We start from the raw sequence: 18,330 nt of genomic DNA on the forward strand, positions 1-18,330 counted from the left end.
GACCTCTCGCTATCGCAAACCCGACCACTCCTCCACACAGAGCGGTTGTCAGCGGTGCGGCTTCTCAACGAAGAAAGCTGCAGAGTTTGTCGGAGACGGTTGAGAATTGGGTTACGTCCCGTGGAGTGGTGTAGTTCCCGGTCTTGGGGCGTTGGATTAACAACGTAGGAAACCATCGTGCGATGGTCAGTGAGTACCGATCAAAGAACTCACAGAAAGACACATCACACGACCCTTCTATGGTTGAAGTCAAGCAGTAAGGGTCGCAGTGAGCGATAGATGCTGCGGGCGATGAATCGTTTGAGGCAGCGGTGGATCTCTCGCCGGGTCTTGCCTTCGACGGTTCTTCTGTCAACGTAGCTTTTCGTCGTGGGGTCGGTGATCATGCGGCAGCGGGCAATGATGTGGAGCGCTCGGTTCAGTTGACGGTCGCCGTGGCGGTTGAGGCGATGCCGGGTCGTATTTCCCGATGATGCCGGAATTGGGCTAACGCCAGCCAACGCCGCGAAGGCGGCTTCCGAGCGCACTCTGCCTTGGTGGGAATAAGCGGTCAGGATGATAGCGGCCGTGAACGGTCCGACACCGGGGATGTCCTAGATGCCTGGAGCGAGTTCGTCGACGTGCTTTGACAGGGCCGCGTGATTCGTTTCCAACTCGCGAGTGCGCTGGTGGATCGCGGAGGCGAGCCTGCGGGCTTCAGATCGGGCGACGGCAGCGGCAGTGTCATCGCTGGAGCGATCGCGCCATGCGGCGATGATGTCGACTTGCGTGTTGGTCAGGGGTGCGCGGACGTCGAGGCCCAGGTTGATTATCCGCAGGAGCGCGTTGAGCGCGTTGCGGTCGCTGGTGCGTTGGGAATCGATACTGTGTCTCGCGACGAGCAGAACTCGAAGGGCGCTGCGAAGCCCGTCGGCGCGCGGCAGAATCAGCGCGGTCGCATCGGTGCCAAGCGCGGTGCGGGCGGCAGCCACGGCATCGATTTGGTCGGTTTTGCCGTGACCATCCCGGGCCTGCCGTTTGGGTGGTTTGACCTCGCAGACGCGGATCCCCGCGATGGTGAGAGCGCGAGTCACGGTGGCTCCGTAGGAGCCGGTGCCCTCGACAGCGGCAAGCTGCTGCCCATCCGAGCGTCGCTCAATCCATGCGATCGCGCGGGCGGTGCCAGCGTCGGTGGTGGGAAATGAAGCGGTGTCAATGACTGCGCCAGTAGCGGCAGCAACGACTGCGTAGGTGCGCGTTTTGGCGTGGGTATCCACGCCGATGACGTATTTGTATGTGTCAGCCACGGTGCTCACGAAGTGTCTTCTTCCGGTAAATGGTTCGTATCCGGGCCTGGGAGAATCGTCGCGAGGCAGATCTCTAATGAGTCACACCCCCGCCGGAGCGTGGGTGGACAACCTTCTATGAAGCCATCGAAACGTGTCAGGCCGGCACCGACCTAGCCCAGCGGACAGGTCGTGTGAAAGCCACCGCTTGCGCGGGACAGATGGCTCTTGAGTCACGTTGGGAAAGGCCGATACCAGCTCGCCAGCCAGCCCCAGGCCAGCTACTAACCATTAGAGATGGCTCTAGGGCCGGTCTGCCAGGATGGCGGACACCTCACTACTGGCTTTGACATGGGCAAGCACGTCGGACGAAAGCAACCGAATAACGTAGACGATTCGGCGGCGTTCGCTTTCAGAGCCACTGAGGATGTTCTCGTGGTGAGCCACTCTGTTTCGAAAATCTCGAAGAGCAGCCAAGGCGTCGTTAAGCGCGTTTCTATCGGTGCCAGCCGGGAAGGCTTTGTGGAGGTGTGGAACCCAGATGGTTTTCTCGTGAGCGTCCACGAAGAGATACGTCCAGAAACCAAACATGAGTTCGGCGACGACCTTGCCCGGCAAGGGTGGGCTTGAGGGTGCCCCGGCAGCGTTGTTCCGAGCCCGTTCGACATTGCCCCGAGGAATTCTATTTACGTCGCGCGTGCGACCTGTGTCCCGGTCCTTGCGCATCACAATGGGAAACAGCGTCAAAAGCGTGGCTGGATCCGTCCAATGCGTGTCACCCGGTAGCGTCGCGGCCGCGAGCTGTCGATCGCACGCATTGCGAAGGCCGACTTCCAGATGGCTCAGGTCATGCAAAAAAGCTGCGCTTAGCCTCGCGTTCCACTCATACAGCTCGAGCGCCCGCGAGCGAGATCCACCAGCGGCCTATTCCACAGCGAGAGACTGCGAACTCGATCTGATCACCCCAGCCAATGGCGTGAAGATTTGCCTTAGGCAGAGAATCTTCAGACCTCGGCGCGAAGGTAGGCGTAGACAGTTTCGCGACTGATCCCAAAGTCTCGAGCCAAAGCGGCTTTCGGAACCCCCGCGGCAGCCTTCTCGCGCAATTCCGCGGCGCGCGTAGCGTCGAGCGACGGAGCGCGACCTCGGTAGACCCCGCGCGTCTTTGCCAGGGTGATGCCCTCGCGTTGACGTTCCCGGATCAGAGACCTCTCGAACTCAGCAAAGGCTCCCATAACGTTGAGAAGCAGGTTCGCCATCGCATTGTCCTCACCCGTGAAAGAGAGCTGCTCTTTCACGAACTCGACCCGGACCTGCTTCGCCGTGAGACGGCGCACGATCGAGCGGAGATCCTCCAAATCGCGGGCAAGGCGATCCATCGAGTGCACGAGAACAGTATCGCCATCCCTAACGAACTTGATCAACTCCTCTAACTCAGGCCGATTCAGATCCTTCCCCGACGCCTTGTCCTCGAACACACGGTCGACGTCGACGCCATCCAGTTGGCGAACGGTGTTCTGATCGAGAGTGCTGACTCGCACGTAGCCAACTCGTTGACCCGTCACGGGGATCTCCTGCCTCTTCTGTCAGGTTGAACTCTAAGACCCAGAAACGAGGGCTGTCAAACTATCCAGATATGACCCTATCCTGACGGCATTGAATACGTACGCTTGACGTCTAGTTGGGGTGTACCCAGATTGGCATGAGGATCGCCCAACCTGAGCTTCAATCCCGGTAGCGCTCCGCTGGCGACGTTTGATTCTGGCAACGAGTCTTGAGCACATCAGAACCGGGAAATTCGCGGAGGCCCGTCTCTGGTGACTCGGGCAGCAAACCGGCAATGACTATGCAAACAACTAGCGGGGAATCACCCTTCAAATCGATCGACGCCAGCGCATATGCATCACAGATTCCAATTCTCCGGGCTCGATTTTGCGTAGTCGTCGATGCCGATCGCGGCGAAGTGCTTTTTGGCGGACTTGATCTTCGATTCGTGGTCGAGACCGCCGAGCGAGGACAAGTATGGCGCGCCTGGCGCCGCACTCCTGGGGGAGCTGTGCTGGGGACGGGCGGCGCGGAGCACCGAAGCCATTACTACGTTCAAAGGGACACACTGCCGACAGGTTGGCCAGACAGGTCACCGGAGTGGGTGGACGCTGCGCGCAAGGAGTGGCCTCCAGATTGGAACAAGAACGACGGCACTCGCCTCTGATAGTGCGACTAAGTTCCGGTGGCTCCGGCTCCCTGCCTTAAGAGCAGTTTGTTAGCACATCATGCGTTCAGACGTGGCGGTCGTCGTGCGTCAGGCGCGAGCCCTCCGGAAAAGCACCGGCGATGTAACGCTTTTGAAAAATCGAAAACCCTGCGAATTTCCCTTAACCTCCGCGGATTTACGCGGATCTCGGGTGGACGGACCGCTTCTGCCGTTTGTACCGCCGGATCGACAATCCTAGCGACTCTGCTCGCGCCCACGATAAGTATGTGTACAGATGTGCACTCTCCTCCCAACTCCCTTGAATCTGTGCGCGCCGGGGGGGGGTCCTGAACTTGAGTTGTCGCCGCGAGAATGTGTACGACCGTTGAAGCTGGATATGCCCGCTCCCCTTGTCTCGTATGGGTCGCACCGCTTCCGGACACGTACACGTACACGTACACGTACACGTACCGGCGAGGGTGAATGTGTATGTGTGCATTTCGGAGATAGCGGCCACACAGCTTATTCCCAGACACGTCGGGCGTGTCGAGGACGCGTATCCCCCCGCGCTCACCGGCAGCGCACCGGGCTCGCCGTGACCGATGCGAGGACGTCGATTCGACTGCTCTCGAGCCGCCACAGCGCACCATGGAGATCGTCGCCAGGAAGGTGCGGGCCACCCGGCAGTCACGTGCGTCACCATCCACCGCATGCCTCAACTCGCACTTGCTCACACCCGCTCACAGATGTTCCGTTACCGCTGCGTTACCGCTGGGGAAATCCCGGCGAGAAAAAACCCCCTGAGTCCCAGTGAAACACAGGGCTGCAGAGGGTTTTCTGTGGCGGTACCGGTGGGATTTGAACCCACGGTGGAGTCTCCCCCACACAACTTTTCGAGAGTTGCACCTTCGGCCGCTCGGACACGGTACCGAGAGAGAGTTTAGTTGAAATCGGGGGCCTTGCGCGAATCGCGGCGGCGAACATCCGTGTCTGAACGGCCCTGAACGGCCCCGAACGGCCCTGAACGACGAGAACCCAGCACGAAGCGGTATTCTCACCGGGTGATCACCGTGAACCACAGGCTCCGTTCCCTTGCCCTCACTGCCGGAACCCTGGCCACAGCGGCCGGCCTCGGCGCCGCCGCCGTGGTCAATTACCGGGGCTTCCAGCGTCGCATCGCCGAGAGCTCGGTGATTCTCAATGAGACCCTGCCGGTGCACTCTCTCTGGTGGCGCGCCCGCGCGAAAGACAAGGGCGAGCTGATCTACGCCGTCATCGGAGACAGTGCCGCGCAGGGGATCGGGGCGAGTTCCCCGCACCGCGGCTATGTCGGAATCCTGACCGACCACATCCGTCTCTCCACCGGCCGCTCGGTGCGCGTGGTGAACCTGAGCGTGTCGGGCGCCACCGTCGAAATGGCTGTGCGCGACCAGCTGCCCACGTTCGCGAAGCTCACCCCGGACATCGTCACGGTCGCGATCGGCGCCAACGACATCGCCCTCTGGGACGCCGCCGTCTTCGAGGCCGGCATCCGGCAGGTCTGCGCGGCGCTGCCCCCGCACGCCCTGGTCGCCGACCTGCCCTGCTTCCACCTGCCCCGCAACGAACGGATGGTCGCCGTCGCCAACCGCATCATCCGCCAGGTGGCCGCGGAGTACCAGCTACGCGTGGTGCCGCTCCACGCCACGACGAAGCGGCTCGGGCTGCGCAGCGTCGCCACGCACGTCGCGGGCGACCTGTTCCACCCCAATAACCGCGGCTACCGGGCCTGGGCCGAGGCGTTCGTTCCGGCGCTGAGCGCTCATCTGGTGCGGGGCATCCGGCCTGCCGACCTGGCCGGGCCGAATGCCCCCAACGCGCCTGCCGGCCTGCCCTCGGCCGTGCCGGCCGGCCTGCCCTCCCCCACGCCGGAACCCGCGTCGACTCCGGTGGCGAACACTTCGGAATCGGGTGGTGTCAGCGGCCCGAGCTAGGCTCGCAGAATGGCCAGACCCGTTTCCTCCTTCCGTTGCACCGAGTGTGGCTGGACCACCCTGAAGTGGGCAGGCCGCTGCGGCGAATGCCAGCAGTGGGGCACCGTGGTGGACACCACCGAGAAGGCGAGCCTGGCCCGCGCGCTCAAGCCGGCCAGCGTCACCGGCGCGGGCGTCGCCCGCCCGATCACTCACGTCGACACCACGGCCGTCTCGCACTGGCCTACCGGCATCGCCGAGTTCGACCGGGTGCTGGGTGGCGGCATCGTGCCTGGCTCGGTCATCCTGCTCAGCGGCGAGCCCGGCGTCGGCAAGTCGACACTGCTGCTCGAGGTGGCCTCCAAGGCAGCGGCCGCCAAGTCCCGCGTGCTCTACGTCAGCGCCGAGGAATCGGTCAGCCAGGTGCGGTTGCGCGCCGAGCGCACCGGGGCGCTGCAACCCGAGCTGTACATCGCCGCCGAGACCGACCTGGCCACCATCCTCGGCCAGATCGACGCCATTCAACCCAACCTCGTCATCGTCGACTCGGTGCAGACGGTGGCCAGCTCGCTCTCCGACGGCCTCGCGGGCATGCCCAGCCAGGTGCGGGAGGTGGCCTCCACGCTGATCCGGGTGGCCAAAGACCGCAACCTGCCCATCCTGCTCGTCGGGCACGTCACCAAAGACGGCTCGATCGCCGGCCCCCGCCTGCTCGAACACCTTGTCGACGTAGTGTGCCAGTTCGAGGGCGACCGGCAGAGCGCGCTGCGCTTCGTGCGGGCGCTCAAGAACCGGTTCGGCTCGACCGACGAGGTGGGCTGCTTCGAGATGACCGGCGACGGCATCGCCGAGGTGCCCGACCCGAGCGCGCTGTTCCTCAGCCGCGGCTCCACCCCCGTGTCCGGCACCTGCGTCACGGTGGCACTCGAGGGCCGCCGGGCGATGCCGGTCGAAGTGCAGGCTCTGGTGATCAAGACCCAGGCCCCGAACCCCCGCCGCGTCACCAACGGGGTGGACTCCTCACGGGTGGCGATGCTCCTCGCGGTGCTCGAGCGCCGGGCGAGCCTGTCGGGGCTGGGCAGCATGGATGTCTACGTGTCGACCGTAGGCGGCATCCGTCTCACCGAACCGGCCGCCGACCTCGCCATCGCCCTCGCCATCGCGTCCGCGTTCAAGGACAAGCCGATCGCTCAAGGGGCCGTGGCGTTCGGCGAGATCAGCCTCGCCGGCGAGGTGCGACCGGTGTCAGCGGCCAAGCTGCGCGCAGCCGAGGCCGCCCGGCTCGGCTTCACCATCCGACTCGATGCCGAGGCCGGCGCGATCGGCACCGCGGTCGCCGCGGCGATCGCGACCGGCCAGTCCGCACGGGACGCCGAGCTCGACCGCGCGTTCTAGCAGGGAGCATCCGGCGCGGGCCGCCACGGATGTCCCGGGCGAGCGGCAGGTTCGGGTCACCGGGGTATCGACAAGCTCAACCACCGGGCGCTCGACCAGCGGGAAGCCCGACCCACCGTGATCATCGGGCCTCGAGCAGTTCCGCCTCCGGGGTCGACGTGGAGACGATGGCGGCGTGAACGACCCGATTGCGACCGTCGCGTTTGGCCACGTACAGACGCACATCGGCGGCGCGCAGCAGGTCCGAGCTCTGCTGGCCGTCGGCAGGCGCCAGGGCAATCCCGAGACTCGCGGTCACCGGCAGGGCGCCGGTGATCGGCGACCAGTCGTGATCAGCGATCGAGCGGCAGACCGCCTCGAAACGCCGGTGCGCCTCGGTGGCGTCAATCCCCGGCATGATCAGCAGGAATTCCTCGCCGCCCAGGCGTGCGGCGATGCCGTCGGCCGCGGATGCCGCAGCGGCGATCAGGATGCTGCCCACCTCGCGGAGCACAGTGTCGCCGACCTCATGCGACAGCGTGTCGTTGATGCGCTTGAAGTGATCGAGGTCGACCATGGCGATGGCCACGCTCGGCCCACCCTCGCGCAGGCGCATCAGCGCGGCGCTGAGATGTTCGTCGACGAACCGGCGGTTGTGCAGCCCGGTGAGCGGATCGCGCTCAGCCAGCTCTCGGTACCGCTCGCTCTCTCGGCGGGACTCCGCGGTCTGGAACATGGCCTCGAGGATGCGCCCGCGCGACTCGTTCTCGCTCGCACCGAGCGCCTCGGACTGTTCGTGGAAGTGCCGGTACGCCTCGAACGCGGCGCGAAAATCGCCGTTGGCCGCATGGATCTCGGCCTGCTCCCTTGCCGCTTCCGTCGACCAGCGGGTGAGCCCGAACCGCTGGGACAGCTCGCGGCACCGGTCGATGACGGTCTGCGCTCGGGCCAGATTGCCCTGCGTGCGATAGATCTCGGCCAGCGTGACCAGGGCCACTGCGGACCCGTCGGGATGCAGGTTGCCCACGGCCGGGTCCATAGCCGGCAGCAGCTTCGCTTCCGCCTCGTCCAGCCGCCCCGCCGTCAGGTAGACGCGCGCGACCGTGTCGAGGGCGTACATGCCGATCTGTCGGTCGCCCACCTCGGACAGGCCGATCAGCTGTTCCACGGCCGCGAGGGCCTCGACCTGGTTGTGGGCCAGGTATTCGGTGTAGGCGAGATTGTTCAGGATGTTGTAGCGGATGATGGTCTCGGGGTCATCGATCACGAGGCGGAGGGCATCGTCGTAGCGGCGGCGCGCCTCGTCGAGGGACCCGGCCGAGCCGAGCGCGTCGGCCAGGCACTTGCGGGCGGCTGCACGCATGAGTGGAACCTCCGACTCCTCGAGCAGGTCGTTCGCGGCGACGGCGTGTTCCAGGGCCAGGGCGCGGTCGCCCACCATCTCGAACACGGAACCGAGCACGTCGTGACAGCGCGACTGCAGGGCGAGCTCGCCGTGCTGCTCCGCCCAGCTCAGGATCTGTTGCACGTCAACGGCGCTCTGACTCGGGTCGCCGCGACGGATGCGCACAGCCGCGACGACAACCTGCAGCCGTCGCGCAGTCGCTCCGTGCTCCCCGTCGCCGAACTCGGCTAGCCAGGCCTCGGCGTCCCGGAGGGCGACATTGCGGTCGATCCAGTACTGTCGCTCGACGCCCGCGAGGCGGGCATCGGTCAGACCCTGTTCGGTCTCCACCACATTGACCTGCTCCCTGACAGGCTGAATGCTGACCGTGAAAAGTCCGTCGGATTCCGCTTCGGGAGCGGGCCGAACACTGTCTAGCGCCAGCCTAGCGCGGGCCGACTCCGCGGCCGGGGGTCTGGGGACCCCCAGCCTGAGGGGGTCAATCGGGCGCTACCGGCCGGGTTCGCTCGTGCCGGTTTCTTCCTCGCCGGGCAGCGGGCCGAGGGCGCGCATCAGGTCCGCCGGTGCGGCCTGCATGACATGGGGACCGGCGACGTCGAAGAACACCATCTCGAGCACCTGCTGGTGCACGGTGAGGAATTCGCGAAGCCACTGTGCGTCACCGACCATGATCTGCGGATCGATCTCGTCGGGAACCATGCGGGCGTAGTTCTCGGCGGAGGAGAAGAGCAGCAGCATCCGGCGGTCGGTGCCTTCACGGCCGAAGACCCGCACCTGTTCCGCCTGCCCGTTGACGACCAGCTGCGGCACGATCATCACGTCGTTGCGCAGGGCATAGGCCACAGCGACCACATCCTGGGCGGCCAGAGCGGCAGCGAGGGCAGGGGAATGCGTCGGTGGAGTAGCGTCAGTCACGGCTTCCATTCAACCAGTTGGCGCGGTAGTGACACGCCGAATCCGACCCTTGGGGGGCACGCCACGAGCGAACGGCGGCCGGGCCGGTATCAGGAGAGGAAGAACTGCTTCGGGTTCACCGACTCGATGCCGTCGACGCTCACGGTCAGGTTGTAGGCCGCTCCGCCGGCCGGCGCGGCATCGCGGCTGGCTTCGCCGCAGGTGTCCGGGTTCGAACGGGTGCGATCCCAGGCGATCGCTTCGCCGGAACTCACGGGTTCACCCGGCTGCAGGCTGACGTCGGCGTCGCCTGGCTCCTGCTGGCAGTCGGTCGACGTCCAGTAGACATCCGTGCCGCTCGACACCGTGAACACCTGCGTCGCCGTACCCGCGTTCAGCACGCACGGCACGTCGCCGATGTTGGTGACGCTGAGCGAGAGCATCGGCTGCGCCCCCGGTTCGTAGCTGACCGCGTCGGTGGTCGCTTCGATCTGCACGGATGCGGGGTCGCACGCGGCCGGGTCGGCCGCCGGGTCGGAGGCGGAGACCTCCGCTCCGGCCGCCTCGGCCGCGGGCGCCGGAGTGCTGTCGGGCACACCGGCGCCGGCGGCCGGGCGCACGATGGACGAGATGACCAGGATGAGGAGGGCGAGCACGATGAGCAGGCCGAGGCCCACCACGAGACGACGGCGCCAGTACACCTTGCTGGACTGGGGGCCGACCGGATGTTTGATCGTCGACATTACCCAAGGCTAGCGAGGTATACCGACGCCGCCGGCAATGCTGTGCGTGTCGTGCGCGTGTCGGGCGGGAAACGCCGAACCGGCGCGGCCGACCTCGAGAGGCTCGGTTCCGCGCCGGTCCGGTTTGCTCCGGGCGGTACTACCGGCCGCGCGGCGCCTTGTCGACCCTGATCTCGGTCCAGCCGAGCACGTTATCGTTCTCGTCCTGAACGACCAGCTTGTACTTGCCCGCACGGGTGTCGGCCGGCAGGGTCGTTCTGACCTCACCCTGCGCGTTCACCAGCAGCCAGCCGCCCAGGTTCTCCACTGGCTTGGACTGCAGCGATACGGAGACGAACTCACCGGCACGCGCCACTCCGACGTCGACCGTGACCGGGGCACCCGCGGCATACGTGGCCGCGTCCGTGACGATCGCGTTCTTGAGTGCCTTGGTCAGCGCCTTCGGGCTGGCGGCGACCGGTTCAGTCGTCGGCGGAACCGGCACAACGACCGTGATCGGCACCCGCACGATCGTGCCTGACTCCGTGGTGGTGAGTTCGAGCACGCTGTTCGCCGCGGCATCCTGCGGCACCGAGACGGTGACCGTCGCCGCACCCGTTGCGTCAACGGCTGCCGTTCCCAGTCCGGCACTGCTGCCGGCCCAGACCAACGACATTGCCGTGTTCTTCGGCGCGCCGAGCGAGCTCAGGTTCAGGTTGCCCACGGTGAACGTGACCGAGGCGCCGCGCTCGACCGCCACGGTCGGGACACCCGTGACACTGGCCTGGCGGGTGGCGAACGACGGCGTCAGCGGGCTCTTGGCCGTGATGTAGGAGATCCACGCGTCCCGGTCGACGAGACCGGAGTCGCGCGTGCCCGTTCCGTTCTTGAACTCCCGAAAGTTGTCGCCTCCGGTGAGCAAGAAGTTGAACGAGCCGACCCGGTAGGAGCGCGCCGGGTCGATTGCCGAGCCGTTGATCCAGATGCCCGTAATGCGGTCACCCTCGGTCCGGCTCGCGTCGAACGTGTAGTTGACGTTGTCGGAGAGGCCCAGCTGCAGGTACGGACGGCTCGGGATGTTGCCGGCCGCGTCACGCTGCCACTGCTGCTCCAGAACCGTCTTGAACTGGGCCCCGGTGAGGCTGGTCGTCCACAGGTTGTTCAGGAACGGCAGCACCGCGTTGGCCTCGGCGTAGGTGACGACGCCGTCCGGTGCGAGTAGCAGCTCGGCGCGCATGCCGCCGGGGTTGACCACGCCGATTTCGGCGCCGCCCTTGAGCGGGTCAGCCAGCGATTCGCGCAGCGAGTTGGCCACCAAGGTGCCCATCGCCGATGGTGCGGCCCGGTTCTCCGCGCACGGTGCGGTGCCACCGAGGCAGGCGCGGGTGATGTCGGCGGTGACGGAGCCGATCGGCTGGTTGCCGATGACGGCCGCCTGGGCGAGCGCGGCATCCGTGATTGTCTTCACCAAGGCGACCCGCGGGTAGGCGGCGACCAGGGTGGCGTCGGCGGTGACCGAGCGCTTGACGTTCTGGTTCTTCACGGTCGTGGTGTCACCGGAGGCAATGTCGTAGTTCAGCACGACCTGGCCGATGTTCTCACCGTAGTTGCCGGTCTGAAGCACCGGGCGGGTGATGCCGGCGGGCGCACCGGGCAACTGTGCGTTCCACGCGTATTGCTTGTGCGTGTGGCCGGTGAAGATCGCGTCGACTTCGGCTGAGGTCTGCGTGACGATCACTGCGAACGCACTGTCGGTGAGGGCGAGTTCCTGCTCGAGGGTCGCGTTGTCCGGCGTTCCGGCGCTGGCACCCTCGTGGTACTCGGCGATCAGCACGTCGGCTTCGCCGTTGGCCGGGTCACCGTCGGTGAGCTGGGCCGAGACCCGGTTGACCGCGGCTACCGGGTCACCGAAGCTCAGGCTGGCGATCCCGTTCGGCGACACCAGCGCCGGGGTCTCCTTGGTGACGGCGCCGATCACACCGACCGAGACGCCGTCGACGTCGAAGATCGCATATTCCTGCATCGCCGGGGTCGTCGTTCCGAGCAGGTAGACGTTCGCGCCGAGGTAGTCGAAGTCGGCGGCGTCGGCGACGCGCCCGGTGAGGTCGGCGAAGCCCTGGTCGAACTCGTGGTTGCCCACGGCCGAGGTCTTGAGGCCGAGCGCGTTCAGCACGTCTATGGTGGGCCTGTCGCCCTGCGACGCCGAGGCGAACAGGGAGGCGCCGATGTTGTCACCGTCGGAGAGGAACAAAGTGGACGCGTCTCCGTATTCCGCGCGGAGCTGCTCGATCGTTCCGGCGAACTTCACCGTATTGCCGTCGATGCGCCCGTGGAAGTCGTTGATGTTGAGCAGGTTGATGTCGACGTCGGTGGGGCTGGCGAGGTCCAAGCCGACGATCGCCGGGTCGTGGTCCGACGAGCGGAACGCGTCGGCCACGTAGAAGTCGGTGACGTTGTTGTTGTAGCGGCTGTACTCGAGCGCAACGGACTCGACCGAGTTGATGTTCCAGACGTCCACATCGGTGACCGCGGCATTTGCCTCGGGTGACGCGAACACGTGGTCGAGCGAGCCGACGGTGCCACCGAAGACGTAGGTGTACTCGCCGCTCTTGGCCTCCTGGCTGAGGTAGCCCGCGTCGGTGATGACCTTGATCGGGTCTTCCTGGTCGTAGGCGTTGAAGTCACCGGTGAGGAAGACGCGCGCGATGCCGGTACTGGTCTTCAGCGTGTCGGCGAACTTGACGAGCGCGGTCGCCTGGTTCACGCGGGACAGATTCGAGGCTCCCTGGCCGTCGCCGGTGTTGGCGTCGGCGCCGGTTCCAGAACCCTTCGACTTGAAGTGGTTGACGATCGCGAGGAAGCTGCTGCCGGCGTCGCCGACCAACTGGAACGCCTGGGCGAGCGGCTGGCGGGCGTTCACGAACGCGGCGTCGTCGAAGATGGTCGATCCGCCGACGGTTTCGACCGCGGCGGTCTTGTAGATGAATGCGGTGCGGATGACATCTTCGCTGGCCGGGAGGGCGGCCGGTGAGGGTACGAACGCCCAAACCGGGCTGCCCGCGTCGGTGTTCAGGGCGGTGACGAGGTTGGCGAGGGCGAAGTCGCGGTCCTTGCCGAAGCGGGCCGAGTTCTCGATCTCTTCCAGCGTGATGACGTGGGCGTCGAGGGCGTTGATCGCCGAGACGATCTTTGCCTGCTGGCGCTCGAAACTGACCTGGGTGGCCGCGCCGCGGGCGTCGCATCCGCTGTTGACCGTGATCGGTGTGCCGGCCCGGTCGGTGTAGTAGCTGCAGCCGGTGATCGAGTCCCCGGTGGTGGCGAAGTAGTTGAGCACGTTGAAGGTGGCCAGACGGATGTCGCCGCCCACCGATCGAGGTGCCGCGGTGCGGGTGTCGGCGAAGGTTGCGGGCTGCACGGCTGCGGCGGTCGCAGGCACCAGTTCGGTGGTCGGCTGGAACTTCCAGGCACTGTTGCGGAAGTCGAGGATGACCGGCGTCGCGAACGTGACGGCCGCGCCGATGCGCACCGGGCTGGTCGTCGAAAGGTAGGGGACGGGCTTGTCCTTGTTGATGCTGGACAAGAAGTTGGTGGTGGCGCCGTCGTCGAGGGTGACCGCGCGCGCCTTATTGCCGGCGACGGCCGCGGTGTACGCGTCCGTTCCCGGGCGGGCGGTGACGGTCGGGCCGACGAGCGGGGTGGTTCCGGCCGCGAGGCCGATCTCGCCGTACTGGTTGGTCGCGTAGTTGTTGGTGACGGTGAAGTCGCCCTGCGGGGAGACGAGCATGCCCTCGAGAGACTCACGTGCGGCATCCGTTGACGGGAGGCCGACCGTGGCCGGCACCGGGCCGACGATCCCGGCCTTGTCCAACGCGGTCACGTCGCTGAGCGCGGTGATCGTGATCTGGGTGAGGCCGAAGAACTCGCTCGCGGTGCCGGTGACGGAGACGTAGTCGCCTGCCGTGACCGGGGCGGCCAGTGCGTTCGTGTAGACGAAGAGGCCGTCGGACGCGGTGTGCGTGGTCAGGTCGACCGCGCCGCCGGTGCCGGGGGTCTGCAGGTAAAAGCCTTTGAAACCGCCCGTGGGATATGTGGCGGTGACGACGCCGGTCGTCGTGACGACCTTACCGGTCTGGGCGCCGGCATCCGTGGAGCCCTGGATCTCGTTGATCGCAAGGGCGGCGGCAGGCACGGGCGGAGTCGTCGCGGTGGGCGTCGGGGTGGGCGTCGGGGTGGGCGTCGCGGTCGGGTCGACCGGGGTCGCCGCGGCCTCGCCTGCGGCGTTCGTCGGGGTGGGAGCCGCGACGATGAAGTCGGCCGAGTTGACGTCAGTGTCGAGGCCCGTGGCGCGGGTGAGCGCGGTGGTGACGGATGCGGCGGACGCCACCGTGGTCTCGAACGTGAGCGACGTGCCGTAGCCGAGTAGGTCGATGACGCCCGGGGCATTGAGGAGGGATCCCGTGGCCGGGGCCGTCAGCTGCGTGGCCTGGCTGGCGAGGAAGAGGGTTCCGCCTCCGCCGCCGAAAGAGAAGCCGAGGGTGGCGTTGGGGGTGGGCAGCGCCGCGCCGCTGGTCGAGTTGGCCGTTCCCTGCACCAGGTAGTACCCCTTGGCGGGGATCGAGCCGCTCAGTGCAAGCGTGCCGGACGGGTTCGCCGCGCCTGTGGCCGACCGATACTGCAGCGAGGTGCCGTCGAGGGAGACGGCAGCGTCCGTGGGGTTGTAGAGCTCGACGAACTTGTTGAGGTAGGTCGCTCCCGTGCTGCCGCCGTTCAGGTAGGCCTCGTTGATCACGACCCCGGTGCCGCCGACGTCGGCGAAGGCGGGCAGGGCCACCAGGGGGCTGGCGACCAGCCCCACTCCGAGTAGAGCAGAAAAAGCCAGTTTCAGACGGCTGTTCGGTGCAGGCGACATAGTTTTCCTCAGCTATTAACGATCGACAGTGATCGCCATGCTACGGACGCGGTGTTGCCAGTGCGCTACCTGCGAAGTAACAATCAGTGAATTTGAGCGTTTCGCTCGGATGAGCAGAAATCTCCAGAACTACCCTCACCTGAGCGGCACCTGAACGGGTTGTCTCTCGCTGTCTTCTGCCCACTGCGGTCAGCTTTCAGACGGTCAGTCGAGCCGCTTGACCATCCGGGTGTTGCCGAGCGTGTTCGGCTTGACCCGGGCCAGATCGAGGAACTCGGCGACACCCTCATCGTGCGAGCGCACGAGCTCGGCGTACACTTGCGGGTCGACCGTTTCGGAGCCCATGTCGGTGAAGCCGTGCCGGGCGAAAAATGGCACCTCGAAGGTCAGGCAGAAGAGGCGGCTGAGCCCGAGCTCGCGAGCATCCGCTTCGAGCCGGTCCATCAGCGCGTGGCCGACGCCGTGGCCGAGCCGGTCGGCGGTCACGGCGAGGGTGCGCACCTCGCCCAGGTCCTCCCACATCACGTGCAGGGCGCCGCAGCCGATCAGAGTGCCGTCGGCATCCTCGACCACCCGGAATTCCTGCACCGCCTCATAGAAGACGACGCTTTCCTTGCCGAGCAGAATGCGCTCCTGCACCAGCGGCGCCACGAGCGCCTGGATTCGGGGCACATCGGTGGTGCGTGCCCGGCGCACCAAAAACTCCTGCATTCGCTGTCCACCGATCTCTCTCGGTTCACTCACGCGAACCAACCAGCTCAGTCTAGGCAGCTGTGGGGGGAGCGAATTCGACGGAGATTTTGCCGAACCTGCCCGTTTTGAGCCCGAAACAGGCCCGCAGGAGCAAAATCTCCGCCGAATTCGTCAGGGAGTCGGGGCCGGGCGAGCACGAGACAGGGCCCGGCGGATGTTTCCGCCGGGCCCTGTCCAACGGGTTACCGCTACTCGCTGGTCACCGCGAGGTCGGGTGAGCCCGGCCCCGTGCCGATTGCGGCCGTGGTGTTGACGCCGACGGCTACGGCGGAGGCGCGCACCGTCGTGGTGAAGATGTACTCCCCACCCACGTAATCCACGTGCACGTGGTCGCCGGCGTTGAGCTCGCCCTGCAGGATCTTTTCCGACAGGCGGTCCTCCACCTCGCGCTGGATCGCACGGCGCAACGGACGGGCACCGAGTGCGGGGTCGAAGCCGACCTCGATCAAGTGCTCCTTCACGGCGAGGGTCAGGTCCACGGTCATGTCGCGGTCGAGCAGGCGCTCGCTCAAGCGCTTGATGAACAGGTCCACGATCTGGAGCAGTTCCGGCTTGGTCAGCTGCGGGAAGACGATGATCTCGTCCACGCGGTTGAGGAACTCGGGCTTGAAGTGCTTCTTCAGCTCCTCTTTCACCTTGCCGCTCATCCGGTCGTAACCGGTGGACGTGTCACCCTCGAGTTGGAAACCGACGGGCGCGCCGCTGATGTCCTTGGTGCCGAGGTTCGTGGTCATGATGATCACGGTGTTCTTGAAGTCGACGACGCGACCCTGGCCATCCGTCAATCGGCCCTCTTCAAGAATCTGCAGGAGCGAGTTGAAGATGTCAGGGTGGGCCTTCTCGATCTCGTCGAACAGCACCACGGAGAACGGCTTGCGGCGCACCTTCTCGGTGAGCTGGCCGCCCTCTTCGAAGCCGACGAACCCGGGAGGGGCGCCGAACAGTCGGGACACGGTGTGCTTCTCGCCGTACTCACTCATGTCGAGGGAGATCATGGCGGCCTCGTCGTCGAAGAGGAACTCGGCGAGCGCCTTGGCCAGCTCGGTCTTTCCGACGCCGGTGGGGCCCGCGAAGATGAACGAACCGCTCGGGCGCTTCGGGTCCTTCAGTCCGGCACGGGTGCGACGGATGGTTTTGGCGAGCGCCGAGATGGCCTCTTCCTGACCGATGACGCGCTGGTGCAGCGCCTTCTCCATGAAGACGAGCCGCGAGGACTCCTCCTCGGTGAGTTTGAAGACGGGGATGCCGGTGGCCTGGGCCAGAACCTCGGCGATCAGGCCCTCGTCGACGACGGCGGTCGTCTTGACATCGCCCGACTTCCACTTCTTCTCGAGGCGCAAACGCTCGCCGAGGAGGTTCTTCTCCTCGTCGCGCAGGCCGGCGGCCTTCTCGAAGTCCTGCTCCTCGATGGCGGTCTCCTTGGCGGCGCGCACCACGGCGATCTTCTCGTCGAATTCGCGCAGCTCGGGCGGGCTGGACAGGATCGACAGGCGCAGGCGGGCGCCGGCCTCGTCGATCAGGTCGATGGCCTTGTCCGGCAGGAACCGGTCGGAGACGTAGCGGTCGGCCAGGTTCGCCGCGGCCACGAGAGCGCCGTCGGTGATCGAGACCTTGTGGTGCGCCTCGTACCGGTCGCGCAGCCCCTTGAGGATATTGATGGTGTGGGGCAGAGACGGCTCGGCCACCTGGATCGGCTGGAAGCGTCGCTCGAGCGCGGCATCCTTCTCGAAGTGCTTGCGGTACTCGTCGATCGTGGTGGCACCGATGGTCTGCAGCTCGCCTCGGGCGAGGAGAGGCTTCAGGATGCTGGCCGCGTCGATGGCGCCCTCAGCGGCACCGGCACCGACGAGGGTGTGGATCTCGTCGATGAAGATGATGATGTCGCCGCGGGTGCGGATCTCCTTGGTGACCTTCTTCAGCCGCTCCTCGAAGTCACCGCGATAGCGGCTTCCGGCGATGAGCGAGCCGAGGTCGAGCGAGTAGAGCTGTTTGTCTTTCAGCGTCTCGGGTACATCGCCCTTGACGATGGCCTGGGCGAGACCCTCGACGACGGCGGTCTTGCCGACTCCGGGCTCACCGATCAGAACCGGGTTGTTCTTGGACCGGCGGGACAGGATCTGCATGACCCGCTCGATCTCCTTCTCGCGCCCGATGACCGGGTCGAGTTTGTTGTCGCGGGCGGCCTGCGTGAGGTTGCGCCCGAACTGGTCGAGAATCTGGCTGCCCGCCGGACCGCTCGCCTGCTCGTTCGCGCCGACCTGCACCTGCTCCTTGCCCTGGTAACCAGAGAGGAGCTGGATGACCTGCTGGCGCACCCGGTTGAGGTCGGCGCCGAGCTTGACGAGCACCTGGGCGGCAACGCCTTCACCCTCGCGGATGAGGCCGAGCAGAATGTGCTCGGTGCCGATGTAGTTGTGGCCGAGCTGCAGTGCTTCGCGCAGGCTCAGTTCGAGAACCTTCTTGGCGCGCGGCGTGAACGGGATGTGCCCCGTCGGCTGCTGCTGGCCCTGACCGATGATGTCCTGCACCTGCTCACGCACGGCGTCGAGGGAAATACCCAGGCTCTCGAGGGCTTTGGCCGCAACTCCCTCGCCTTCGTGGATCAGGCCGAGCAGGATGTGCTCAGTACCGATGTAGTTGTGGTTGAGCATTTTGGCCTCTTCCTGGGCCAAAACAACGACGCGTCGAGCTCGGTCGGTAAATCTCTCAAACATGTGATCGCTCCCTTGGCGCCAGGGCAGTTGTGGCGCCGATACATCGAGAGTAACGAGCGAACCCTGAAATGAGTGCCTCTGTTCGCCGCAGGCGTGACGGATGTCGTCGCGCACCGGCTCCGACCTCGTCACCTTCGGCCGATTTCGG

At 65.9% G+C, this 18,330-nt stretch carries 9 protein-coding genes, 1 tRNA gene and 2 pseudogenes; 2 read left to right on the top strand and 10 right to left on the bottom strand.

Annotated elements, in window-relative coordinates; translation table 11 throughout:
• Window positions 1–224 precede the first annotated feature (224 nt).
• From CXY79_RS13310 to CXY79_RS13325, 4 genes and pseudogenes are all read right to left on the bottom strand, one after another.
• Window positions 225–1,295: pseudogene (locus CXY79_RS13310) on the bottom strand (IS110 family transposase).
• Window positions 1,296–1,568: 273 nt separating this feature from the next.
• Window positions 1,569–2,159 (bottom strand): annotated as a pseudogene (locus tag CXY79_RS13315) (hypothetical protein); the annotation flags it as partial.
• Between the two features lie 110 nt (window positions 2,160–2,269).
• Window positions 2,270–2,830, bottom strand: coding sequence for a recombinase family protein (locus CXY79_RS13320; RefSeq protein WP_104102391.1), 561 nt, complete (start codon window positions 2,828–2,830; stop codon window positions 2,270–2,272).
• Window positions 2,831–4,299: 1,469 nt separating this feature from the next.
• Window positions 4,300–4,389: transfer RNA gene (locus CXY79_RS13325), tRNA-Ser, on the bottom strand.
• A 131-nt stretch (window positions 4,390–4,520) separates the two neighbouring features.
• Here CXY79_RS13325 and CXY79_RS13330 point away from each other — a divergent pair.
• Window positions 4,521–5,432: an SGNH/GDSL hydrolase family protein gene (locus CXY79_RS13330; RefSeq protein ID WP_233191480.1), complete on the top strand. Its 912-nt coding sequence runs from the start codon at window positions 4,521–4,523 to the stop codon at window positions 5,430–5,432.
• A 9-nt stretch (window positions 5,433–5,441) separates the two neighbouring features.
• On the top strand, window positions 5,442–6,806 hold the full coding sequence (radA, locus tag CXY79_RS13335; protein ID WP_104102393.1) for a DNA repair protein RadA: 1,365 nt from the start codon (window positions 5,442–5,444) through the stop codon (window positions 6,804–6,806).
• Window positions 6,807–6,927: 121 nt separating this feature from the next.
• On the opposite strand, the gene CXY79_RS13340 is transcribed toward radA, so the two are convergent.
• The 6 genes from CXY79_RS13340 to CXY79_RS13365 form a co-directional block, all read right to left on the bottom strand.
• On the bottom strand, window positions 6,928–8,523 hold the full coding sequence (locus CXY79_RS13340) for a GGDEF domain-containing protein (RefSeq protein WP_104102396.1): 1,596 nt from the start codon (window positions 8,521–8,523) through the stop codon (window positions 6,928–6,930).
• A 156-nt stretch (window positions 8,524–8,679) separates the two neighbouring features.
• Complete coding sequence (locus CXY79_RS13345) at window positions 8,680–9,105, bottom strand: dehydrogenase (RefSeq protein WP_233191481.1); 426 nt, start codon at window positions 9,103–9,105, stop codon at window positions 8,680–8,682.
• A gap of 89 nt (window positions 9,106–9,194) precedes the next feature.
• A complete protein-coding gene (locus tag CXY79_RS13350) occupies window positions 9,195–9,827 on the bottom strand; it encodes a hypothetical protein (RefSeq protein ID WP_104102402.1) in 633 nt (210 codons plus the stop codon).
• 139 nt (window positions 9,828–9,966) lie between these two features.
• A complete protein-coding gene (locus tag CXY79_RS13355; protein ID WP_104102404.1) occupies window positions 9,967–14,715 on the bottom strand; it encodes an ExeM/NucH family extracellular endonuclease in 4,749 nt (1,582 codons plus the stop codon).
• A 204-nt stretch (window positions 14,716–14,919) separates the two neighbouring features.
• Complete coding sequence (locus CXY79_RS13360) at window positions 14,920–15,426, bottom strand: amino-acid N-acetyltransferase (RefSeq protein WP_104102407.1); 507 nt, start codon at window positions 15,424–15,426, stop codon at window positions 14,920–14,922.
• Between the two features lie 230 nt (window positions 15,427–15,656).
• On the bottom strand, window positions 15,657–18,182 hold the full coding sequence (locus CXY79_RS13365) for an ATP-dependent Clp protease ATP-binding subunit (RefSeq protein ID WP_104102410.1): 2,526 nt from the start codon (window positions 18,180–18,182) through the stop codon (window positions 15,657–15,659).
• Between the last annotated feature and the right edge of the window lie 148 nt (window positions 18,183–18,330).

The sequence above is a fragment of the Cryobacterium sp. M96 genome (genome assembly GCF_002929845.1).
GTDB lineage: Bacteria > Actinomycetota > Actinomycetes > Actinomycetales > Microbacteriaceae > Cryobacterium > Cryobacterium sandaracinum.